Below are 24789 nucleotides of genomic sequence, written 5' to 3'. Positions count from 1 at the left end.
TTCGGCAGGAGTGTCGCAATTTCTTCCATCCAATAAGGATTACAGGAGAAAAACATGAAGGATAAACTAGTCTTAAACATGGTTCGGCATAAGATCAGCCTGCATTTTTTTCATTTAAAACACGTTAGTTGATTGGAATGGGTGTTCGAGACTCCTGCGGGAAAAGCGAGTCCAGGGGAGACCCACAGGCGCAAGGCGCCGAGGAGGCTCCCGGACCGCCCGCGGAAAGCGAGTGCCTGGAGTTCTCAAAAAAACTGTGGACATCTTTTAACACAAAGTTGATTGGAGCGGGTGTTCGAGAACCCTGCGGGAAAAGCGTGCCCAAGAATACAAAGATTGCCCAATTTTCCAATCATGTTAACCATCAGATTGTTATCTTATTTTTCCATTTCAAGGGTTTTTATCATTTGTCGTAACGTTCCAAGATGATACGCGAAGTGGGCCATGGTCGTTAGCATTTTCCTGAATCGAAATATTCGAAAAAAGCCCAATTTCTCAGTAATAAAATTGAGAAATTGGGCTTTTTTGCTACTCCGTAAAAGTACCATATTTTATTGGTGGTATGTTGAAATCATTACTTAAACCTTGTTCAAGATAAGCACCCGTTAGCTAAAAAAAAATTGACCTTTAAGCAAAAAAACAAGGTACACTTTGGTGTGCAGCTTTTTTCTTTCCTTAGCTGCAACAAGTAGGCTTTTTCACGGCAGATCGCTTACACTCTATGGATCACTTTTTTGTTTTTATCCATTTTATTATTCGGTTGAGTGGTTACTTGCGTTCCAAAAAGGAGTTCGAATGAACGCAAAGTGGGGTGAAATCCAAAACATGATTAATTTATTTTGTCATCAAATATATTAATCTTTTAAACCCTTCCCATCGAGAATTTTCTGCATGCATTTTTCGATTCTTGACTCTCGGGTTTTGGATTGTTTGGCTTGTGAAAAATAAAGGATGTATGCTCTTTGCCTTCCTGGGGTCAATGCTTCAAAAGCAGTTTTCAAGGCAGGGATGTCATCGAATTTATTGTGAAGTTCTTCAGGAATTATGAATTCTTCATTCTTTTTAAATTCCACTTCCAACCCGGCTTTTTCAACTTCAATGGCTTTATGAATATAGGCTTTCAGAATGGATTCCGTTGCAACTATTTCTTGAACATTAGTGAACCGAATCTGGCGCGCTCCCTGTACATTCTCCGTTTGTTGAATTAGAAGCCCGTGGGCATCCTGTAACAAGGCACCTTTGTGAAACAGAAGCGCACAATATTCTTTAAATCCATGTATTAAAACGATGTTTTTATTCTCAAACGTGTAACAGGGATGCATCCATTTAAATTCTTCAGTCAGTTCACAGTCAAGAACGATATTTCTTAATGTCTCATATTCTTCTTTCCACTTATTAGCTTTACCTAAAAATTCATCAACCTTAGGATTCGTTCTACTTTTTGTCATCACGGAACACTCCTCTTTCCGAGCAGTTTGCTTTTTTCTTATACGTTAGCTAAATACTAAAAAACAAGGCAGAGGTTTGGTCTTACAATACCTCTAACACGTTATTAAGTTCTTCGCCCATTTTCGCCCAACCATATTTCGCACCATTGAACGCTTGATCTTCTTTTTCGAATCCTGTTTGTTCGAGATGTAAGTGGGTTGTTCCATCCTCGTGCTTTAAGGTCCATGTGACTGTAGTGTTTATACCGCCACCTACCCAGGTGTAAGATAACTTATAAGGCTCCTCGACTTCAAGAACTTCGGAATCAATAATTAATTTCCACTGTTCATTTCGAAACTGGAATTTATGTCCGACGACAGGTTTAATATCATTAGCCATTACCCATTTCCCAAGAGTATTTGCATCCGTTAAGGCAAGCCATACCTTCTCGATCGGGCTCTTAAAATTAAAATCTTGTGTTACTGTTAAACTCATTTTTATTCCTCCTCTAATATTTGATTTAAAAGTGATATTCTTTCACTCCAGAATCTTCTGTAAAACGATACCCAATCCTCAATTTCTCTCAACGGACCAGCATTCAGTCGATAACGGGTTTCCCTGCCGACTTTTCTGCTGATTACTAGACCTGCCTCTTTAAGGATTGCCAAATGCTTTGAAACCGCAGTACGGCCCATTTCAAAATGTACGGTCAACTCATTTAGTGGCAATTCCTCCACGTCCGCCAACAAACGTAGCAATTTACGTCTTGTTGGGTCAGCAATGGCTATATAAATATCACGTTCTTGATTTTTCTCGTTCAAAATCACCCACCCTTTTAATTGGACATCAATTGGTGTCTTTTATTATATGACACTGATTGGTGTCCTGTCAATTTTATTATTGACACACTTTATTTGTTTTATTCTAATATCATCAAGTATATTATTAAATCCTTTTACAACTAAATTGGCCCCGTCAGTTAAAGTGATTCATATATGATCAATTGCTATTTTTGAATATTGGATATGCTCGTGTTTCAGCAAAGGAGTATTTTGGAATTATATCTTCATTGATAAGCAAAGCGGAAAAAAGTTTTACTGGTTTCCATATCTGGGATGCACTTAATCATTCGTGAAGGCGTTTACTATTCCTTAATTCACTAGACGGATTGGGTAGGGATTATGATGATTCATTCGGAGAATGGAAGTATATTACTTGAGATCTGAACTCAGATATTATGTATGGTACTTAAAAAAGAGACTCTTTTGATTGCGGAAATTCAGAGATATGGGTGTTACTGGGGATTTTATAAGGAGGCCCAATTTTTAACTCTGCTTTCATATGGGCTGAGCAAGAAAGTAAAAAAGCAAATGACAGGCAAATGGAATAGAAGGAGAAGAATTACGGAACGAGATTCGGACGAAGTAAGTATAAATCAATAATGACTCATTCAAAAGTATGAAAAAGGAAATAAACTATCTGATATTATAAACCCTCAACTTAGGGATGAGATCGTTTGAACCCCTCTTATTGACTAAGACTAAAAGTATCTATCTGGGTTTTTCAAACAAAGTTGATTGGAACGCGTGTACCTGACTCCCGCGGAAAAGGCGTGTCGAAAGGAGAATCCAGGCGCAAGAGTGCCGAGGGCGAACTTCCTTCGGAAAGCGAGTGCCATACGTTCCAATCAGTTTAAAAACTCTCAATATATTATATTATTTTTCTATATTCAAGGCTTTTTATCATTTGCCGTAACGCTCCAAGATGATAAGCTGAGTGGGCAATGGTCGCATTTACATTAGTCAGCCATTTTCCTAAATCGATTGTTTCGATTTCTGCGAAAAGAGATACATATTCTTTATGTAATTCCTCTCTGATTTCAGCCCATTTCACCTCATCAACAGTAGTGATGGTCCAGCTTTCTTCCCAATCTTTTTCAAAGTCTGTGCCATTGATCATCGATTGGATCACCCATAAATAATACCGGGTGTGGTCTGCGTGTGCCGCAATTGTCGATCCGTTTATGGAACGTGAAGCATCTACTGCGGTTAAACCATCAAGTGTACCAAAAACCCCGGTATTCGGTTTTGATTCAGTATAATAGCTTCCTTCATTTCCCGGTCCTTCAAACGTTTCCTTCAAAAGCGTTTTTATTGAACTTGCCAACGTCTCACTCATCTCAATCCCCCCAATGTTTAGTCGACTTCATTACTTTATAATATACTAAGACAAACCAATAAACATTTATATTTTGTTAAATTAATCCAAAAATATCGCGAGTTAAAAGAGTTACTCGTTTAACTTGCATAAGATAAGGGTTTCAATTACTTTCGAGTACAGTTAACATGTGGTATTCACGACTCTCTTAACGTGATGAAAAAAATACCTTAAAAAGGCCATTCCACAGGAATGGCCTTTTTAAGGTATTTTTGAAAATTTGATTCAGTTTTAGTAGCTTTTCAAACGCTCTTCCAGGGACACAATTCTAAACTTTAACTCTTGATTCGGATCCAAGCCCCCTATTATAATTTGATTATCTTCCGTAATGGTGACATATCTGAAGGTTTCTTCTCCATGAATCTTGATTTTAGTCTCCGATGTCGTTTCCATTTTTGCAAAAACTTCATCTGTGTATGTAAGCGGGAGAAGATCATCTAAACCTTCTTCGGGGCTGCCGAGCCACTTAAACATGAAATCTTTCAATGAATATTGTTCAATCATCGATAAATGATTTTTAAAAATTAATTTGTCAATTGTTATCTCTTTCAACTTTAACCACTCCTCAATAGTATCTAAAGTTTATATGGATAAACTCCTAACATCAAGGGCATTCCAATGACCAAACCATTACATTTTGATTACTTGCTTACTGAATTATCCCTTTCCTTCCGTAAAATGGAGTTCGCTAACCTTGAAAACCAATTTTAGATTGATATTTTCGGTATAATACCCTCGGATTACCATGAGAGGGATTATTTCCTGTGGTTTGCGCGTTTTGATATAGATGATTATTCTTGAAATGAGGATGTTCATTTCAGTCAAAACAGCCCCATGTTCAAAAATGGGGCTGTTTTTATTATACGGATGTAAAACAACTTCCTGTTAAACAATAGTCCTTTAAATTACATATTATATGTCTTGTTTTCCTTTAACACCATTTATTGAATAGCTGATTTTAATGTTGGCATTTAATGAGTGATACACTGAACAGTACGTATTTTTGGATAATTGAATCGCACGGACGACTTTATCTTCAGGTAGATCTCCCTCTAATAAATAATGGATATGAAAATCGGTAAAACGTTTAGGGTGATTTTCTGACCGTACCCCCTCTATTTCTATTTGAAAGGCCTTTGTTTCAAATCGCATTTTCTTTAAAATCATGACAATATCAATTCCTGTACAGCCGGCAAGAGAGTGTAAAAGTAATTCTGTGGGTCTTGCTCCACTATTTTTACCTCCTGCTTCTTCGGCGGCATCCATCTTTATTTCATGTCCCGACGGAGTTGTGCCAGAAAAGGCCAGTTCCCCTGTCCATGTAATCATTGTCTTCATATATTTCGATTCCTCCCTTTCTTGTTGCTTTGTTCTAAAAATGGACTACATTTCAATTAATGTAAATTTATATCATTTAAGTATTAAAAAATATTGCCGTAATGGGGTCAGTATGCAAATATACATCACTTGGATTCTGGATTTTTTATACCCTAACTTGTGATGATTTTCCATACCTTATATTCTTCCCACAAGTCCTGCTTAGTTAGTCATACTGTAAAATTTGAACGTTGATTACCTCTTCAGGCTTTAAAACCTAAAAAAATATTCCAGATGATTTCAGAAATCCGCTCCCTTTCCGCCAACTGTTTGCCGAGCCGCATCAAAGCAAAGCGGCTTGGCAGACAGTTATTCGGCAGGATTGTCGCAAATTTCTTTAATCTATTAAGGGATTGATGTATACAAAGCAGTAAAAAAACAGAAGGATATTAAGTTTACCAATCATGGTTGTGAGAGCATTCCGAACCACCTTATGTCGTCTGAATTTTAAATCATAGCCCTATTAACCCATTTACCATGCAGTTTTATAGTTTCCTTCTCCATTCAAAGGAGTTTTATACCTATTATTTTCGCCATCTTGCCAAGTGATATTGCCATTTTCATCTTTCAGAACGAACTTGAATTCATAGAATCGATCTGCAGCTAAACGAAATGTTCCACTCCAGCTGCCTTCTGTGTTTTGAGTGAGTTTATATTCGTAATCTTCAGGATTCCATCGGCCGATTTCCCCTCTGTTCCCAATTAAGTAAACTCCCTGTGTGGCAGGTACATTTTCAACTGTGAATGTAACGGGAATCGACTTGCCTTCCAATTTATCAGCCATCATCCTGAACTCATTAGTTGGATTTCCTTCATCGTCGAATAAATAAGACATCCTAAGCAATGTAAATCCCTCAAAACCATGGTTAAAAAGCATTTCTGCTACATTGTCAAAGCCCCATTCATTATCGATGAGAGGGAGTGCGTTTTCCCCGTTTAAAGAAATTCCTTTTTCATTAGCTAAAGAGGCAATATGGGTCACCAAAGTCTTAGGGGCGCTATAGGACGGTGCAGTATGTGCGTCTTGATCTCCCATTTCCAGACAGGTGAATGTAAGGGCCATATTCGATTTCTTAAATTGATTCAATAATTTGGAGTAGTTATGGTACCCGGCACTATATTCTGCTGAATGCGGCATTACTGGATCATTCATTTTCCAATGGATTCCTGAGATTTTAGCTCCAATTGGCACGCCAAAGACTTCATCAAAATGTTTATGGGCAAACTTCGAAATTTTTGCAAGATGCTTTTCGAGTGCCCCTTGATACCACTGCATAAAATCGTATCCAAATTTAGTGTCGATTGCTCCTCCCATGGTGAAAAATTCATCCCCATTTCCTGGCGGCTGAATCTCATTCCAGTTTTTATACGTTTTGCCCCAAGCAGCATTTAATTTTTTTATCGTGGAATATTTTTCTCTCATGGCAAGCCTGAAATCCCGTTTTGCTCCTTCTGTATAAACTTGAAGCTGTCCCCTCTCAGGATAATCCCAGCCATCGGCATTCTGGTAGGAGGGATATCTTAATTCCCCTGCCGGTCCTGCACTTAGATATATTTTTGCTATTAAATCCTTCTTATCAGCAAAGTTCTCTGCAAAGGATTTGTACAATTCATTGTACTGACCGGCTGTGCCCTCCCACCAAGGAGCAAGTACTTCCTTATTCCAGAAACCACTTTCACTCTTGAAAGCCATGTTTTCGGCAGTGTCTTTATTCCAGAGCCAACTTGGGATGGGATAGTTGCAATCATCCCCCACATTACCGCCGCATTGATGCGTAGACAAAATGGGCACCCATTTTAAACCGGAAGCTTTCACGGTTTCCGCATATTTTTTATAATAGGACCAATCAAACTGATTATCTTTTTTACTCTCGACCAATCCCCACCAGATATCTGTCGTTATTGCATATACTCCATTTTCCTTCAACTGGGTCAGCTCTGCTTTAAATGCCTCCCAATCTGTTATTTCACCCAAGGGGGCCATCACATAAAGCTTGTAATCTGGTTGTACTTCTGCCATTCCAGGTGTATTTGATAAAGGAACAAAATACAGCATAAAGGTAAAAACGCCAACCGATAATTTGTTCATAAAACGCCAACCTTCCCCTATAACTTTATTCATTTGTTCTTCGAAATCGCTTACATTCATTCGTTTTAATAAAAGAATTCCTATACTTGAAAGTATATTGCCTTTGGAAATATTTATCAATTATTCTGCCGGGTAAATTTAGTTCAAAAACTGCAAAGAAAATATGGATAGTCTTAGAGACTATCCATAGCAACTGGTTATAAAACTATATAAACATTACCATCTTCTATTTCAACATGGAATGTCTTTACACAACCATTATCAGGTTTTTGGACTTCTCCATTTTTGACACTGATTTTCCAGTCATGCATCGGGCAAAATACGTGATCACCACTCACGATGCCTTCCACAAGTACCCCACCTTTGTGTGGGCAACGATTTTCAATAGCCCGGAATTCACCATTTGCTAAATGAAAAAGAGCAATTTCATGAGATCCTATGGTTACTGTTTTCCCCAGGTTTTTTGGCATTTCATTTACGGTTGAGACCTTTATCTTTTGAAGTGTTTTCCCCATTTAGGCTGCCCCCATATTCATTTTTTTGATATAGCCGGAATTTTCACTTTTTGAAATAAACCGGTTTGGATCGCATTGCTCTCAATGATTTCTTTCCACGGTTCTTGCAATACGGATAAGGCCTCATCCAAACGTTGGTTAAGCTCCATCCTTTTTTGCTTATCACCAATAATCGCCTTAATGGTATCGAACCCGACACGCTCAACCCAGACCGACGTTCTTTCTAAATAATTGGCAGTCTCTCGATAATGTTGGATGTACGCACCCGTAATTTCAATTACCTCATCACTTGTTTTCACTTTACATAATAATTCAGCAGCTCGTAAATGGGTACCGCCATTGCCGCCAATATAAATTTCCCATGCACCGTCAACACCGACAACACCAAGATCTTTGATACCGGATTCAGCACAATTACGAGGACATGCCGACACAGCCATCTTAACCTTATGCGGTGTGCCAACACGTTCGAATTTCTTCTCCATGGCAATACCCAGACCGATTGAATCTTGGGTGCCAAACCGGCAAAAGTTTTCACCGACACATGTTTTCACAGTTCGAAGCGTTTTTCCATACGCATATCCAGAAGGCATATCCAGGTCGGCCCATACGCTTGGAAGGTCCTCTTTTTCAACGCCGAACAAATCTATTCTTTGACCGCCTGTTACCTTAAGTAACTTAACATTATACTTATCGGCAACATTTGCTATTTTCCGTAATTGATCGGGATTTGTGACGCCGCCATACATTCTTGGCACAACGGAAAATGTACCATCCTTTTGAATATTTGCATGTAGCCTTTCATTGACATAGCGGGATTCTTTTTCATCTTCATAGTCAACAGGATGGATCATGCCTAAGTAATAGTTCAGTGCCGGTTTACATTTCGAGCATCCATCACTTGTATTCCAGCCGAGAACATTCATGACTTCACGAGTATGTGTCAGATTTTTTTCGCGTATTTCGGCAACAATCTCATCTCTTGATAAAGTGGTGCACGTACATATGGATTCCTTCTGGTTTGACTTACTGAAACCAGTGCCTAATGTCAGCTCGAGAATATCACCGACTAACGGCTTACAACCACCGCATGATCTCGAAGCACTTGTGCAGCCTTTTACTTCCTCAATGCTTGTTAAACCATTAGATTCGATAGCCGTCACAATATCGCCCTTCGTTACACCATTACAACCACAGATGATTTCTTCATTTGACATCGAAGTGACAAGGCTGACACTGGGTTCACTTGTTCCAACATTCAAGTATTCCGAAACGTCGGCATTTTTATTGATCATGCTCAATAGGATATTGCTTTCCTTTGTATCCCCGAATAATACCGCCCCAGAAATTTTCCCATTTCGAATCATTACTTTTTTGTAAGTACCATTCCATTCATTAAATTCCTTGATTGATTTGGCTTGTTCATCCTCGAAAATTTCTCCAGCTGAAAATACATCAACACCAGATATTTTTAACTTAGTAGAAAGCACGGACCCCTCGTAAGGTTTGCTTTCCAGTCCGCAAATCCTTTTGGCTAATACTTTGCCCTGTTCATATAGGGGAGCGACCAAACCATACACCATCTCACGGTGTTCCGCACATTCACCAACCGCAAAAATATTCGGGATCTTTGTCTCCATATAATCATTCACGATAATTCCTCGATTGACAGGGATGCCGGAATTTTGGGCCATTGCAACATTTGGCTTAATCCCAACTGCCATGACCACTAAGTCGGCGCTGACTTCCTCGCCATCACTAAAGCGTAATCCTTTGACATCAAATTCACCTAAAACCTCCTGAGTCTGTTTCCCGAGATAAAAATTCATTCCCTGTCTTTCCAGTTCCCTTTGCAGCATTTTTCCTGCTGCTGGATCTAACTGCCTATCCATCAAATATTCCGAAAGGTGAATTACATCTACCTGCATACCTAGATTCAAAAGCCCCCTTGCTGCTTCAAGACCCAGCAATCCTCCACCAATGACTGCAGCCTTTTTGTTGTTTTTAGAATATTCAATCACCTTTTCGCAATCTTCAATATTTCGAAAGGCGGTCACTCCTTTTTTATCAGCTCCCTTTATCGGAAGGATGAAAGGGATTGATCCGGTAGCTAAAATTAATTGATCATATGCAACTTCGCGATTAGCATCTGAATATATGATTTGCTTAGTGGTGTCGATGTTCTTGACTGTTTCACCTGAAAAAAGTGTAATATTGTTCTCTTTGTACCAGTTCCAATCATTTATTGTAATATCATCTATCGTCGTAGCCCCTTGCAATACATTCGATAGTTGGATTCGATCATAATTCGGATGCGGCTCACTTCCGAAGACAGTCACCTCGAACCTTTCCGGTTGAATTTTCAAAATTTCTTCTATACATCTTACTCCAGCCATACCATTCCCAATGAGTGCCAATTTCTGCTTAGACATGTTTTGTCCTCCAATAAGATTTTTTTGAAAGGATGATATGATTGATTATAGGTGACGTCACTTTTTATCGCCACAATCATGTAATAAAATCTTACATATTTTTTAAAAATTAATATTTAATGTTAGTTTTTATTACAAATATTCAGAAAATTAGGATATAATATCCTTATTGATTCAGCATAAATCCAAAATGAGGTGATTTTCATCGTCCAGCAAAAAGAATCTTATATAGATAGAAAGGTAATTTCCATAGGTGTGGTCAGAGAATTAACCGGACTATCCGATAGGCAAATCCGGTATTATGAAGAAAGAAAACTAGTTTTCCCCGAAAGGTCTAAGGGTGGTAACCGTAAATACTCTTTTTCCGACGTCAAGGCATTAGTGGAAATCGCCGATAAAATAGAGGATGGAGTGCAAACCCATGAAATTAGACAGGAAAAATTAAAAGAGAAAAGAAAAATTGAACAGGAAAAAATGCGAAAAAAAATGCTGCAGGGCCAATTAAATGCACACTTTGGCCTGCGTAATTGATTTTCTAAGCAACCGTTATAATTAACCGATTCAATAAGTACTTTAACTGTCCATAAACCCTTGTCTTTTTAAAATAGCAGTTAACATTGTTAAACTGGACATGATGACTTTCATGTCCAGTCAGTTTGCAGACAAAAGGGGTTCGGAATTAAAAGATTCCGAACCCCTTTTAAAATTCCCTTAGAATTTTGACCAAAGGTTAAGAGATTTGGTCTCATCGAGCCACTATGTTAAGCCATTTTTGTTTCAACTTCATAATTGTTTTACGTATTGATTGAATTCCGAAGGTATATTGAATGAAGTCAGTTTAACTACTATAACCGGGTCAATACTTGAGCATCCTACCTCTGAATACATATCTTTCACCAAATCATAAATGAAAGAAAAGTCAATGGCAGCCTCCATTTTACGAACCAAATGGTTCGCTGGCACCAGTTGATCTCATTAAATAGAATCATGTTAAGAAAGCATCCTGATCACTTCAAGTTTTATTAATGCTATTTCAAAACAATGAAGACTTTAGGCAAAAGGATACTATCTAAAAGTTAAAACAAGTTGATTGGAACGGAAGGTACGAGACTCCTGCGGGAAAAGCGAGTCCAAGGGAGACCCCGCAGGCGCAAAGGCGCCGAGGAGGCTTCCGGACCGCCCGCGGAAAGCGAGTGCCTGAAGTGGAAATCAACGTCCAAATTTGTACAAGCAAAAAAACTGAAGACATGATGACTTTCATGTCCAGTTTTCCAGTTTCATTACAGTAAAAGTTTTTTAGGTAATAATTCCTTTCTAAGCGAACTCCTTATCTTTTGTTTTCTCGGAAAACCATGATAATTTCCCGGATAAATTCACCACTTCTCCTATTACGATCATGGCGGGATTGGCAACCTGCTCTCTTGTAACGATCGCCACTATTGAATCGATTGTTCCTGTAATAGTTCGTTGAAAACCTGTCGTTCCTTGTTCGATGACTGCAATGGCAGTTTCAGGCTTCATTCCGCAGGAGCGTAATTGTTTACAGATATATGGAAGGTTTTTCATACCCATATAAATAACAATGGTGTCAACACCATGTGTTAAATGATGCCAGTTGATGTTATCAGGTTTGCCAGTCACGCAGTGTCCTGTGACAATTGCGAAGGAACTCCCCCATTCCCTGTGAGTCAGGGGAATTCCAGCATAAGCTGGCGCAGCGATTCCAGATGTGATTCCAGGGACTATTTCAAATTGAATTCCGTGCTTTGCTAGCGCTTCTGCTTCCTCACCGCCACGGCCAAAAATGAAAGGATCTCCCCCTTTTAGACGAACAATCGTTTTTCTCTCCATTGATTTACTTATTAACAATTGATGAATGTCCTCTTGAGGGACACAATGTATACCAGGCGCTTTACCGCAATAAATGTATTCAGCTTCAGGTTTGCCGTTTGAAAGCAATTCACGATTTACCAATCGATCATACAAGATGACATCCGCTTCCGCGATGCATTTGATTGCCTTGACAGTAATTAAGTCCGGATCACCAGGACCGGCACCAACGATATAGACCTTACCTTTTTCCATCCTTTATCCCCTTTTGTTGTTTAGTCATGAAATGTGATTAGCTCCATTTTTCGATTATGATTGAATCAAAAAAATATGGTGAAGGGGAAGATCCCCTCCCCTTAATGAGACGTTAACTCTAATATAGGATGTACTTTTACAGCGCTGACTTTAAACCCAGGCATTTTGCATGTCGGGTCTAAATCCTGTGAAACGAGGCGATTGACATTTTGGGAGTCTGCCCAATGAAAAGGAACGAATATAGTATCATGGCGAATCGTTGCGGACCATTTGCTTCTTACAACAATACTTCCGCGCCTTGATTCAATTTTCACCAAAGTATTGTCTGAAATATGATATTTCTTAGCTGTTTCTGGATGGATTTCCATATATGATTCAAAATTTCTTGCGGCTAATGATGAGCTTTTTCTCGTTTGTACTCCAGTTAAATAGTGTGACATGATTCTTCCTGTTGTTAAATAAAGCGGAAATTCCGTACATGGCTTTTCTTTTGGAACATGAGGCACGTTATTAACCACAACCATGGCCGCCTTTCCGTCCGGGTGGGCAAAAGACGATTCGAATAACCTTTTAGTCCCTTTATGGTCAATGGATGGACATGGCCACAAAATGCCTCCTTCTTTTCTTAAGCGATCATACGTTATACCATAATAATCGGCGGTTCCCCCACGGCTTGCCACTCTTAGTTCTTCAAATATCTCATTTGCAGATTGAAAGGGAAAATGCTCCCCTTTCCCAAGAGCTTTAGCTATATCACAAATGATTTGCCAATCATGCTTCGCTTCCCCAGGTGATGAAAAACTTGCTTCCCGCAACGTTACCCGTCCTTCCAAATTCGTCATCGTTCCTTCATCCTCTAAATAAGACGAAGTAGGTAAAATCAAATCAGCCAATCTAGCAGTTTCAGAAACGAACATATCTACTGCGACAAGAAACTTTAATTTCTTCAAAGCCTTTTTGACAAAGTTAGCATTGGGATTTGAAACAATTGGATTGGAACACATTAAAAACATGCCGGTAATTTCACCTTCATTTATCTTCTCTATCATTTCGTATGCCGATACACCTTTACGCGGCAAATCAGCCTCATCAATTCCCCATATACTTGCAATATGTAATCTATGTTCCTCATTTTCAATCATGCGATACCCCGGCAGTTGGTCTGCCTTTTGGCCATGTTCCCTTGCTCCCTGCCCATTTCCCTGTCCGGTGATAGCTCCATAACCCGAATTCACTTTTCCAATTTTCCCTGTAACAATAAGAATATTAAGAAAATTACGGACAGCGGCCGAACCATCTGTTTGCTGCTCAACTCCCCTTGCTGTAAAAATCATTCCTGATTCTTCTTTCCCGAACATGGCAGCCGCTTTTTGGATTTGGTCACTTGGAACCCCTGTCATTTCTGCAATTTCCTCCAACTCTAAAGATGTGACATACTCTTTAACTTCTTTATAGCCATTTGCACGTTCCCGGATAAACGCTTCATCAATAAGATCCTCTTCAATGATCACTTTCAATAATCCGTTTGCCAAGGCGGCATCCATCCCAGGTTTCACCTTTAGATGTAAGTCGGCCATTTTCGTTGTTGCGGTTTCCCGGGGATCTACAGCAATGATATATGCCCCATTTTGTTTCGCTTGCTCAAAGTACGGCATGATTGTGGGCTGGCATTCCGCAATATTCGTACCCACCAAGATTATGCACTTTGTGAACGGAACCTCTGATAAGCTGTTGGTCAGGCCCCTGTCGATACCAAATGTTTGGCCGGCTGCCGAAGCAGCTGCAGACATGCACAAACGGCCATTATAATCTATATACTTTGTTTTTAAAGCCACCCTTGCAAACTTCCCAAGCAAATAGGCTTCTTCATTTGAAATGGATGCACTCCCATAAACAGATAATGCATGTACACCATCTTCTGCTTGTATTTTAGCGAAATTCTCCTTGATGTGGCTTAATGCTTCCTCCCATGATATTCGAACAAATTCCCCATTTTTTTTCAATAGTGGGTATTTAATTCGATCTTTATGCAAAGCATGTTGATGTGCATTCATTCCTTTAATGCATAAGCGCCCCTCTGAGGTTGGATTATCTTTTCCAATCGTCATATACTTTTTTCTTGTTACTATTGTTTGTTCCAGCAGCTGCATCTTACATTGCATGCTGCAAAATGGACATTGTGTATCATATCGTTTTTCTGATTGGACCTCTTGTTGCTTCGTGCGGAAATACTTTAATAATAATTCGGTCAAGGCTCCTCACCCTTTACTCATGGATTTCTATGGATTTTTCATGGTACAAACATTTAACCGCTTCCTAAGTCCTGCAACTAGTTTTCCCCTTTGTTCATTCCCTGATCTAGGCCAGTTCCATTCGTTGAGATAGTTGCTGATTAAGTTCATCATCAAACAATATTTCTCTAACATGAATTAATCCCAATCGTTCAATCCATTGCCAAGTCCGTTCTAAGTAGTTGGCTGTTTCCCGATAATATTGAATAAAGCCGATGATGATTTCAATGGCTTCTTCATTTGTGCCGGCTACACATAGCAGTTCACCTGCACGTGCATCACGCCCGCTGCTTCCGCCCACATATATTTCCCAGCCCCTGTCAATGCCCATAACACCTATATCTTTCGTTGTTGATCCTGCACCGTTATGCATACAAGCGGATATGCCCATCTTTATACGGTATGGTGTAGATACTTGCTCCAATCTTTTTTCCAAATCTACAGCAAGTAATAGGGATTGCTGTTTATCACAAGAGCAAACATGTTCACCGATACATGTTTTGACGTTTTGAACGGTGTTACCATATTTCGAACTTAACGGCATATCTAAATCAGCCCACACACCTGGGAGGTCTTCTTTTTTCACCCCCATTAAATGAATCCTTTGTTCACTTGTTATCGCAACCTGGGATATTTCATATTTATCGGCAACATTAGCAATTTTTCGCAAGTCATTTGCATTCGTCATCCCGCCGTACATTTGCGGGATAACTGAGTATCGGTTATCACTTTGAACTGTTGCATTCTTTTTTTCGTTTATGAAAAGAGTTTGCTGTCTGATCTCGTACTCTGGATGAATCATCCCTAAATAATAGCTCAATGCAGGCCTGCAAGTTGAACAACCTTTTGTATTTTCCCATTCAAGAGCATCCATCGCTTCTTGGACAGTCGATACGTCTTGGAGCTGCATTTTATACACAACTTCATCTTCCGTTAATTTCGTACATGAGCAAAATGCAGTTTGTTTCTCATCCTGAGTAGTAAGATTACTTTGAATATAGGTCAAAAGCTCGGTCACTGCCGGCTTACATCCTCCGCAAGAACCGGAAGCCTTTGTGCATTGTTTAACTTGTTCCACAGTCGTTAACCCCTTATTTTGAACCGCTTCAATGATTCCCCCCTTTGAAACAGCATTACAATGGCAAATGATTTCATGATTTGCCATCGAAGCGATTAATCCCTCAGCCGTATTTGGTGACTGGAACATTGAACGCCTTTCCTCTGACGATACTTCTTGCCGCTTTACAATCATATCGAGTAATCGTGAGCTGTTGTTTGTATCTCCATAAAGCACAGCACCTATGATTTTTCTTCCTTGAAAAACCAACTTTTTATAAACACTATCCAATTCATCAAAAGTTGTGATGGATTTCGTTGTTTCGTCACCAAGGAATTCACCAACAGAAAATAGCTCAACTCCTGATATTTTCAACTGGGTCGAAAGGACCGAGCCTTGGTATCCGCTGCATTTCATCTCACAAATATGCTTTGCCAGCACTTCACTTTGTTCGTAAAGAGGTTTAACAAGCCCATAAACCATGCCTTGATGTTCAGCACATTCGCCAACCGCATAAATATCTGGGATGCTGGTTTCTAAATAGTCATTTACAATGATTGCACGATTTGTATCAATTCCGCTTTCTTTGGCCAATTGAATATTCGGTCTGACTCCCGCAGCCATAACGACCAAATCTGCATCCAGCTCCGTTCCATCTTTAAAACGGACGCGCTCTACACGCTCGTTACCGATTAACTCCTGTGTTTCCTTTTTTAAAAGAAAGTTCATTCCCTGGTTTTCCAACTCTTTTTGCAGTAAAAGTGATGCCGTTGAATCGAGCTGCCTTTCCATTAAATAGTCAGCGATATGAACGACATGCACTTCCATACCAAGGTTTAACAGCCCTCTCGCTGCTTCCAAACCTAACAAACCGCCTCCGATTACGACTGCTTTTTTATGTTTGCGTGAAGTTTCAATCATCTTTTGGCAATCTTCAATCGTCCGAAATGCAATGACGCCTTCTTTATCTACACCTGTGACAGGAAGAATGAACGGGACAGAACCTGTGGCAATTATCAGCTTATCGTAGTAAACTTCCCGTTCTTTGTCTGTTTTTATTTTCCTAGTCTCTTTATCGATTTTTACTACCGTTTCACCTGAGAACAATTGGATATTATTCTCCGTATACCAGTTTCGATCATTTATCGTAATATCTTCAAAAGAGGTGTTGCCTTGAAGCACAGTCGACAATAAGATTCGGTTATAGTTAACGTGCGGTTCACTTCCGAAAATAGTAATCTCAAAGGCAGTCGGATCCTTACTAATGATGGATTCAACACAACGTAATCCTGCCATTCCGTTCCCAACTAAGATCAGTTTTTGTTTATACATTTTATCCCCCCAAAAACAATTGCTGTAAAAAGCCAAACTAATTAAACAAAGTTCTAGATCTTAACTGAATTCTTTCCGAGTACCCACGTTTTTCTCCATGAAAGCTGAGCTAGGCCCAGGATAAGCAAAGCCACGATTCCAACTGCGGAAAATACTAAAAATCCTGTAGCATATGTGCCAGTGATCTGTTTCAACGTACCTAGTATGTTTGGAACCAAGAATCCGCCAACACCTCCGGCAGCTCCCACAATCCCTGTGATAAAACCTATTTCTTTAGAAAATCGCTGTGGAACTAACTGAAAGACAGCTCCGTTGCCCATACCGAGAAATAGCATTCCGATGAACAGAAGGATTGTAACGACAGTAAGAGAATAAAGAAAACTAATCCCAAACATACATATAGTGAGTCCAATAAATAGAAACATAAGCAGTTTAACTCCACCTATTTTATCGGCAATAAATCCTCCGACGGGACGAAAGAAACTTCCGGCAATGACACATAATGTAACGAATTCCCCCGCCCTTATTCGTGTTAACCCATACTCATCAACAAAAAAGATGCTTAAAAAGCTAGTGAACCCGACAAAGCCCCCAAAAGTCACACTGTAAAGAATACAAAAATACCAAGTGTCCGTTATTTTAAATACGTTGAAATATTCCTTTAGTGGTTTTGCCGGCGGTTGAGATGGCGCGTCTTTTGCGATTAAAATATAAATGATAAACACGATGGTTAAAGGAATCAAAGCTAAACCCATAACATTATGCCAGCCAAGAGATTCTGCAAGACGAGGTCCGAACAATGTCGCAAAAAGAGTTCCGCTGTTACCGGCACCTGCAATGCCCATCGCAAGACCCTGCAAATGCGGGGGATACCAACGACTGGCCATAGGAAGTGCTGCAGCAAAACTTGCTCCTGCCACCCCTAGTAATATCCCTATTAAATAAAGCTCCGCTAAACTTTCACCGAATAACCATCCCCAAAAAAGTGGAATCATCGTTACAAGCATCCCGCCGATTGCGGTTTTCCGCGGGCCGATGCGGTCAGTCAAAAAACCAAGGACGATTCGAAAAAACGAGCCTCCCAAAATCGGAATAGCCACAATCAAGCCTTTTTCAGCTGGGGAAAGTCCGAAATCCTTTGTAATATAGACACCGAGTGCCCCTAATAATACCCAAATCATAAAACTGATATCAAAATAAAGGAATGAAGCTAATAATGACGGAGCATGACCGCTTTTTTTCAATTCAGATATTTTCATTTTTCATCTCTCCAATACTTTATTAATTGAATATTCGTTTATTTTACTCTTATAAAAGTAAGATTTCTTTGTTTATGTAAGAAAACATCACACACTTTTTTTGTAAGTTATTAAATTGTTTAAAGTAGGTATTGGACAAAATTTAATAAATTCATTTCCTTTTTCTTATAAAAATCGCATGATATTGTGGTTTACTTAGGTGATGTAAAGTTACATGCTTGTTTAACTTTTCATTTATGGCCGGAATAAACTCCAAGAACATTTTGAAATATTCTCCATACAAAAAAAGAGAAGCCTAATGCTTAAGCTTCTCTTCCAGCCTGTAGATAAACCCGACTATAATGGAGTTTTTTTCCAGTTTTATATTTGTCCGTTAATTCATTCCAGCCACCCGCTCCCAAACAACTTTGTTTAACATAAGATAGAACTCCTTTTACCTACAGTCTTTTTGTTTAGGCTGTTTTCGCATACTTTGTTGCTATTTACTAAGTAGCGCGGTGTGGTTGATTTCCCCTCCAGATGCTCGCTTTCCTTGGTGCGGGCGGTGAGCCTCCGCGGCGTAAACGCCTGTGGGGTCTCACCTGTCCCGCTGCTCCCGCAGGAGTCTCGCACTTCCGCTCCAATCACCCTTAAATAGTTTCGTTTTAAAAACAACAATCTTTACGAAAAGAGCCTTTGTTTTTAAATAGAAGAAATAAAACTTGAGGTGATATCCATTCAGCGAGATTAACTTTAAATGATGACTGCCTCTTCTTTAGAGGCGGGTTCTTCCCACGGCACGAAACAAGGACCTCTTTCATATGATGTGTTATGAACGGTATGAGATATTTAATAATCTGATTCTATCCGGGGAAAGGTTGGGTGCACTAATATGAAGCAATATCCATTTCAGAACATCCCATTTCAAAATCTTCAGAAAAAGGATATGTCATTTGAAGAGGTATTCGTTCATATTGTTGAGTTTATGGAATTAAATCCTTCCGGTAACTATCAATTAATGGTCGGGACAGATTCGCAAGTACATAAAAAACATACGGTTTTCATTACAGGCATCGTAATACGGCAGGTCGGAAATGGTGTATGGGGTTGTATAAGAAAAGTGATGATCCCTAGAAGGATGCTGCATTTACATGAACGTATTTCTCAAGAGTTGTCGTTAACAGAGGAAATCGTATCACTGTTTACGGAAGAAAGAAAAAATCAATTAATCGATATTGTCCTGCCTGCTGTATATCAAGGTGCGACATTCACAATGGAAGGTCACATTGATATCGGGGTTGGAAAGCGTAACAAAACCAGTGAGTTTGTAAAAGAAATGGTAGCCAGGATGGAATCCATGGGGGTGGAACCAAAAATCAAACCGGATGCTTTCGTAGCTTCAAGTTATGCCAACCGTTATACAAAACAAGAGTGAATGTTTACAAAAATATGTAATTGCACAATATGGTTTGGGAATTTTCAGACGGCAAAGCGTTACATACTTTTTTTCGGTACGCAATTTTAAATAAAGCAAAAAACCGGCCTCAGACCGAGACCGGCTTTAACATTTTAAGATATAAGCCGCCAATGCCGTATTCAGTAAGAAAGTTTTAAACCACCACTCCTCAAAGTGGGTGTTTGCAGAAAAAATCCTGTTGTCCAAGTCAGTGACGAGGCATAACATTCCTGTTTCAATATAAAACTCCCTATTACAGCTTAAAGGTTAAAACTTTATTATCATTACGAACAGTGCAGCTTGTATAATTATCATACCTGAATTACTCACATGTTACAATGTTAATAATCACCATTTTAAAATCGCTTATGGCTATGGAATGGATGGAAGCTGGATTCGTTATAATAAACTATTGATCAAAATAACCGATAAAATCCCCTTGGTCCTCATTTTGAAGATATAATACCGTTTCTTTGTCAGAAATGGTTGGCAGTCCGAATTTTTGATCATACCTCTCAATTCCTTTACCTGTAATGATAATCCAATCCCCTTCTTTTCCTGCTTGTAACGCCTCCTGGATAGCAAAGGTACGATCAGGAATAACCTTCCCATTTCCAGCTGAGTAATCGCTAAGCAGTTTATTTAGTGTGGATTCCATCCCGTCCATCCCGTCCGAATTCAGATCATCCATTGTCAAAATCAAAACATCACTATGTTCCGAAGATACTTTAACCATTTCAGCCCTTTTGGTTGTATCTCGTCCACCCCGGAAACCAAAGATATGATAAATCTTTTTGGCCCCACATTCTTTGGCCGTTTGAAGCATGTGATGAATGGCATCTGCAGTATGTGCATAATCGATGACTATAGTCGGCCCAGATGCTTTCTTATATATTTCAAACCTTCCTGGTACACCGGAAAATCGTTTCAATGAAGTGAGAATTTCCTGTTTTGAAATTGGAAACATCTTCGCTACGGAATAGGCAGCTGTTGCGTTATATAAATTATGAAGTCCAGGTAAAGGTAACTCAATTTTCACAAAGTCTTGTTTCTCATTCAATAAAATAAAGGGGTTCGTTGCGGTATTATAATTGGTTATGGCTAAATCGCAGCGATTGGATTTTCCAAAAACAAAGGCTCTGACATTCTTCTCCCATAAGTATTCTTGCAGTTTCCCCCCCCAGAAATCATCTCCATTAATAACCGCAAGACCACTAGGCTTCAATTTTTCAAAAAGCAGTAATTTTGCCAGGAAATAATCCTCCATCGTACCGTGGAAGTCAAGATGGTCATGATACAAATTCGTGAAGACACAGAAATCAAATTCAATTCCTTCTAAACGGTATTGAGCTAATCCATGTGAAGACACTTCCATTATGACAACCATGTCCCTACTTTCAACCAGCAAGGAATTCAATTCCATGGTACCTGGAGTCGTATTATGCGAATCGACTTTGTTCCCATTGATAATATGCTGTATCGTACCAATGACTGAACAGGTTACTCCATTCTCTTCTAATATTTGCTGAAGCATATAGCTAGTTGTAGTTTTTCCATTTGTGCCCGTAATTCCTATCATTATTTTTTGATTGCTGGGATCTCCATAAAACCTTTTGGCGATTTGTCCTAATGCTTTACGGCTGTTCTCCACTCTTAAATAAGGAACTTCCAAACCCTTAATATCTCGATTGCCAATCACAGCCGATGCCCCTAAGCGAATTGCATCATTGATGTAATTATGGCCATCGGACTTATATCCGGTTACGGCAACAAAAAGGAATCCTTTTTTTATTTCTTTAGAGTTATCGGTTAAACCTGTTATGGATATATGTTCAACGTCCTTCGGCAAATCCCCGTTTATCGCTTCTTTCAATATGTCTTTAAGGATCATTAACTTTTCTCCTTTGTAAGCTATTCACTTGCATAAGTACAATAAGCCCATTTTTAGTATTAACCAGTACTCCTAAAATAAATGTAAATCCAGAATTTGTAAGTTTTAATAACAGTATGAAGAAAGAAGAAAGAAAAGCAGCCAATTTTGGCTGCTTTTCTAATGGTTGTAGCTGTATTTAGGTGCTGGCACACCGCAAGATGCTTACGATTGAACTTCCAGAGGTTTCGTTTCGGCCTTCTGATTGTACAATGGCAATATGAAAAACATTCCTAGAATAAAAAAGAAAGCCGCGGTTTCAAATATGGCGACGAGTGAAAATTGCTCTTTCAGCACGCCTGCCGCGCTCATGGTCAACACCATCGATCCAGTGAATAATGGGCTTAAGATTCCATTGACCCTTCCGATGAACTCTCCCTCGGTCCTCTGCAATATCAATGTATTGATCCCGATTTGGATACAAGGAAGCATTAGCCCATTAAAGAACTCGGCAGTAAGTGTAATCCAAAGATTTGTCGAAAGCCCCATTACCGCCAACCCTATGGCATTCACAAGCATTCCGAAAGCTAATAATCTTTGAGGTGCCACCTTTTTGGCAAAGATCATTACACCGGCTCCGCCTAAAATCATACCAAACCCATTCACCATAAATAACCATTGCCTTAGGCAGTTCCAGTTGTTCTGTAACAAGGAATATCGAGAGCGGCTGAATGAAACCCAGTCCGAGCCCGGCAGCCAGAAAACATAAACCAAGCAAACTTAGTTCTTTTTTTCCTAATACGTAGCTCACACCGCTTTTCATTTCCTGCCATAATGTTGTTTTTGCTGTCCCCTCATTCAGTTTGCGATCTTTTGGAAGAAAGGCGAGTGCGCCAGCTGAAAGTAGAAACGCCAGGCCAGTAATCGCAATCGAGGTGTTGATCCCGAAAGATTGGAAGGCAAATGTACCAAGAATCGGACCTAAAACCATAAATACTGCAAAAACGGTCTGATAAACTGACATCCCTGTCTGGATTTGACTTTCTGGCAAATGCATCTTAAATAGCTTCATGCCTGATGGCTGAGAAAATTGAGAAAGTATCGCCGAAATTAAAGTTGCGAAGAAAACCATTTTCCAACTGCCGAAGATTAGCGAAATAAGCACAGCAAATACAGACATTGCACTTAAAACATCACACCAAACCATCGTTTTTTTCGGACTCCAGCGGTCAGCAAATGTGCCTCCAATAAATGAAAAAATAAAAATGGGTGCGAATTCTGCTACTGATATCATGGAAATGGCAAAGGCATCTCCATTTGTCTTCTCCATGACGAATAACAAAACGGCAAAATTCCGTACCCATATCCCTATTTGTAAAAACAACCCTGAGAAGATAATGGCCTGGAATACTCGATTTTTAAAAATGTTAAGTTCCTTTTTATTTAATGTTTCAGATGTGTTATTCGCCAATATAAAAACCTCCTGTAAAATATCTGGACAGGAGGCAGTACAATACAAATATAACAAGGAAAAATATCCCAATCGAAGGACACAATGATCTTTGTTTGTATTTTAATGTACAGACTAATCCTATCCAGAAAAAAATTCGTTTTAAGCACGCATTTTTTCTTAAAAAATAGGATTAAATGATCATTGTTTAAAGGTCACCCTTCCATTTTATGTTATTTTCATAATAATTTATTTAATCTGATAAATCAAGGGGAAAATTAATAAAATAAAACTATTTTTGGGGATGGGTTTGTTCTATTTATCTAATATAAAAAATGGACTTCCTTTAAAAGAAAGCCCTTTAATATCCTTAAGCTTCAAAGGGCTGCCGCCGAATATGGCTTCTGCCCTTTGTTACCTTATCCATCATTTTTTCTTGATCTTTTCCCGGATTATCTCAAGCAAATGTGTTTCTTCTTTTCAGTTTTCCAATAAACGTTCTTGATTAGGATTGCCCTGTACAAGCAAATGGGAAGATGGCATTAGAATTTGATGTTCATGTAAAGCAGTCATCATTTCAAACCTCACGCTTCTCGATGTTTCAAAGTAATCATCAGGTTTCACAAGTCCCACTATGCATAGTTCATATCCAACATATTTTAGATTTGGATTTAAATCCGTAATGCCTATGTATCTAAAATCCTCTTCGGGTGTACCATCTTCTAGCCTTAGAAGGCTTTCACCATACTTATCATTACAGATAATACATATATCCTCCAACAGCCGTTTTACCTTTTCAGGATTTTCCTGGTAACTTACTGTAATGCGTTCAATGATTCGCATTCTCCCTTTATTAAAATTTTGAATCGTCCTGATTTCACTATGTGGGATGGTCAGCAATTTTCCTGACCATTCCCTGATCTGCATGAACCGGATACCGATTTCCTCAATCGTCCCGGAACTTGTCCCGTTGAATGTCACGAAATTCCCGACTCGGAATTCATTATCCGAAAGCCTTACAAATCCCAATAAGATATCCTTAAGCATTTGCTGAGCGGCAAATCCGATCACGACCCCTAAAATACCAGCTCCGGCTAAAATTCCTTTTAGGTCTATAAACTGTCCAATCAAATATATAAGGAAAAGTCCGGATATACCGTACCTAAGAGAAGAACGAGTAACCCCCTGTATTGTTTTTTCGACTTCCTCGTCGAAAAAATTGGATCTTCTAAAAAACCATTCAACCAGTTTATTCAAAATATAATAAACAGCCAATAACAGTATAGCCAAAATGAAAAGCCTCAATAATAAAAATTCTTCCCAGTAATCCACAGCAAGCTCAGAAAATTTCAAGATATTCATGTTTTCACCTCCATTTTCACGTTTATTCAGATTCGATTAAAATCCAGTCATCATCCTTTCCGATTATCCCTTTATCAAGGATAAGTCTCGTTTTAAGGCGATAGGATACCCCTCGCTTATAAGGCTCCTTCAATATAGGCAGACAAAAGTTGAAAGGAATTTCGTTGCTTTCCCCTGAATTTATCTCCCTTGTAGACAAAATGGTGCTCGTTTTAAGGATCTCTTCCATTCCCGTAGAATGAGTATCCATGATCAAATCACATTCAATCCTTCTTATTCTTTGCGCAAGGGTACCACCCTTAATCAAAAAATATCCATTTATGCATTCGCCGGATTTATACGTATTTTTCGGAAGGATTAAATCTATTTGTGCAGAACCTATTCCTAAAAGTAGCAAAGATTTTCTAAGTATCAAAGAATACACTCCATTTATATTTATTTGTTTTTCTATTAAAACCTACATGTTTATACATTTCCTTAAGGGGACTACAAAAAAACCTTTACCACTTTGGTAAAGGTTTACTAAAACAAAATAGACCTTTACCAATAGGTAAGGTCTGGCTAACAACAATATGCTGCCAACAACACCG

General features: G+C 39.1%; 18 protein-coding genes, 1 other RNA gene and 2 pseudogenes. 2 read left to right on the top strand and 19 right to left on the bottom strand.

Annotation, left to right across the window (positions count from 1 at the left end; genetic code table 11):
- Window positions 1–854: 854 nt before the first annotated feature.
- From AC3WLU_RS00375 to nirB (AC3WLU_RS00335), 9 genes are all read right to left on the bottom strand, one after another.
- Window positions 855–1448, bottom strand: a complete 594-nt coding sequence (locus tag AC3WLU_RS00375; protein WP_413002345.1) for a YdeI/OmpD-associated family protein — start codon at window positions 1446–1448, stop codon at window positions 855–857.
- Window positions 1449–1530: 82 nt separating this feature from the next.
- On the bottom strand, window positions 1531–1923 hold the full coding sequence (locus tag AC3WLU_RS00370) for an SRPBCC family protein (RefSeq protein ID WP_278089441.1): 393 nt from the start codon (window positions 1921–1923) through the stop codon (window positions 1531–1533).
- Between the two features lie 2 nt (window positions 1924–1925).
- Window positions 1926–2249 carry an ArsR/SmtB family transcription factor gene (locus tag AC3WLU_RS00365; protein WP_189337287.1) on the bottom strand — a complete coding sequence of 108 codons (324 nt, stop codon included), beginning with the start codon at window positions 2247–2249 and terminating at the stop codon, window positions 1926–1928.
- 889 nt (window positions 2250–3138) lie between these two features.
- Window positions 3139–3606: a hypothetical protein gene (locus AC3WLU_RS00360; protein WP_492596567.1), complete on the bottom strand. Its 468-nt coding sequence runs from the start codon at window positions 3604–3606 to the stop codon at window positions 3139–3141.
- 270 nt (window positions 3607–3876) lie between these two features.
- The gene (locus tag AC3WLU_RS00355; RefSeq protein ID WP_492596566.1) at window positions 3877–4197 is read right to left on the bottom strand and encodes a hypothetical protein; all 321 of its coding nucleotides are present in this window, start codon (window positions 4195–4197) and stop codon (window positions 3877–3879) included.
- Between the two features lie 360 nt (window positions 4198–4557).
- A complete protein-coding gene (locus AC3WLU_RS00350; protein ID WP_095678434.1) occupies window positions 4558–4983 on the bottom strand; it encodes an OsmC family protein in 426 nt (141 codons plus the stop codon).
- Between the two features lie 511 nt (window positions 4984–5494).
- Window positions 5495–7111 carry a family 14 glycosylhydrolase gene (locus tag AC3WLU_RS00345; RefSeq protein WP_492596565.1) on the bottom strand — a complete coding sequence of 539 codons (1617 nt, stop codon included), beginning with the start codon at window positions 7109–7111 and terminating at the stop codon, window positions 5495–5497.
- Window positions 7112–7308: 197 nt separating this feature from the next.
- On the bottom strand, window positions 7309–7626 hold the full coding sequence (gene nirD / locus AC3WLU_RS00340; protein WP_054395784.1) for a nitrite reductase small subunit NirD: 318 nt from the start codon (window positions 7624–7626) through the stop codon (window positions 7309–7311).
- A 17-nt stretch (window positions 7627–7643) separates the two neighbouring features.
- Window positions 7644–10058, bottom strand: coding sequence for a nitrite reductase large subunit NirB (gene nirB, locus AC3WLU_RS00335; RefSeq protein WP_492596564.1), 2415 nt, complete (start codon window positions 10056–10058; stop codon window positions 7644–7646).
- Between the two features lie 204 nt (window positions 10059–10262).
- On the opposite strand from nirB (AC3WLU_RS00335), the gene AC3WLU_RS00330 reads away from it, so the two are divergent.
- Entirely contained in the window at window positions 10263–10589 is a 327-nt protein-coding gene (locus AC3WLU_RS00330; protein WP_034311054.1) for a MerR family transcriptional regulator, read from the top strand.
- 244 nt (window positions 10590–10833) lie between these two features.
- On the opposite strand, the pseudogene AC3WLU_RS00325 reads toward AC3WLU_RS00330, so the two are convergent.
- The 5 genes and pseudogenes from AC3WLU_RS00325 to AC3WLU_RS00305 all read right to left on the bottom strand — a co-directional run.
- Window positions 10834–11024, bottom strand: a pseudogene (locus tag AC3WLU_RS00325) (transposase); the annotation flags it as partial.
- A 348-nt stretch (window positions 11025–11372) separates the two neighbouring features.
- Window positions 11373–12143 (bottom strand): uroporphyrinogen-III C-methyltransferase, encoded by a 771-nt coding sequence (gene cobA, locus AC3WLU_RS00320; RefSeq protein ID WP_413002338.1) that lies wholly within the window; start codon window positions 12141–12143, stop codon window positions 11373–11375.
- Between the two features lie 101 nt (window positions 12144–12244).
- Window positions 12245–14395, bottom strand: coding sequence for an assimilatory nitrate reductase catalytic subunit NasC (gene nasC / locus AC3WLU_RS00315; protein ID WP_492596563.1), 2151 nt, complete (start codon window positions 14393–14395; stop codon window positions 12245–12247).
- Between the two features lie 106 nt (window positions 14396–14501).
- Window positions 14502–16823: a nitrite reductase large subunit NirB gene (gene nirB / locus AC3WLU_RS00310; protein ID WP_492596562.1), complete on the bottom strand. Its 2322-nt coding sequence runs from the start codon at window positions 16821–16823 to the stop codon at window positions 14502–14504.
- Between the two features lie 53 nt (window positions 16824–16876).
- Window positions 16877–18082 (bottom strand): nitrate/nitrite transporter, encoded by a 1206-nt coding sequence (locus tag AC3WLU_RS00305; RefSeq protein ID WP_268564052.1) that lies wholly within the window; start codon window positions 18080–18082, stop codon window positions 16877–16879.
- Between the two features lie 871 nt (window positions 18083–18953).
- Here AC3WLU_RS00305 and AC3WLU_RS00300 point away from each other — a divergent pair.
- A complete protein-coding gene (locus AC3WLU_RS00300; RefSeq protein WP_034306780.1) occupies window positions 18954–19496 on the top strand; it encodes a ribonuclease H-like YkuK family protein in 543 nt (180 codons plus the stop codon).
- Between the two features lie 139 nt (window positions 19497–19635).
- On the opposite strand, the gene ssrS is transcribed toward AC3WLU_RS00300, so the two are convergent.
- The 5 genes and pseudogenes from ssrS to AC3WLU_RS00275 all read right to left on the bottom strand — a co-directional run bounded on the left by ssrS (window position 19636) and on the right by AC3WLU_RS00275 (window position 24614).
- Window positions 19636–19822, bottom strand: a non-coding RNA gene (ssrS, locus tag AC3WLU_RS00295) — 6S RNA.
- 104 nt (window positions 19823–19926) lie between these two features.
- Window positions 19927–21408: a UDP-N-acetylmuramoyl-L-alanyl-D-glutamate--2,6-diaminopimelate ligase gene (locus AC3WLU_RS00290; protein WP_412992145.1), complete on the bottom strand. Its 1482-nt coding sequence runs from the start codon at window positions 21406–21408 to the stop codon at window positions 19927–19929.
- Window positions 21409–21612: 204 nt separating this feature from the next.
- Window positions 21613–22858 (bottom strand): annotated as a pseudogene (locus tag AC3WLU_RS00285) (MFS transporter).
- A 459-nt stretch (window positions 22859–23317) separates the two neighbouring features.
- Window positions 23318–24199 carry a mechanosensitive ion channel family protein gene (locus AC3WLU_RS00280; RefSeq protein WP_034306785.1) on the bottom strand — a complete coding sequence of 294 codons (882 nt, stop codon included), beginning with the start codon at window positions 24197–24199 and terminating at the stop codon, window positions 23318–23320.
- 22 nt (window positions 24200–24221) lie between these two features.
- Window positions 24222–24614, bottom strand: a complete 393-nt coding sequence (locus AC3WLU_RS00275; protein WP_063576204.1) for a sporulation protein — start codon at window positions 24612–24614, stop codon at window positions 24222–24224.
- Window positions 24615–24789 lie beyond the last annotated feature (175 nt).

This window comes from Peribacillus sp. FW305-BF15, assembly GCF_058783805.1.
Note: the sequence above shows the minus strand (reverse complement) of the source record. Positions and strands in the feature narration are given on the sequence as shown.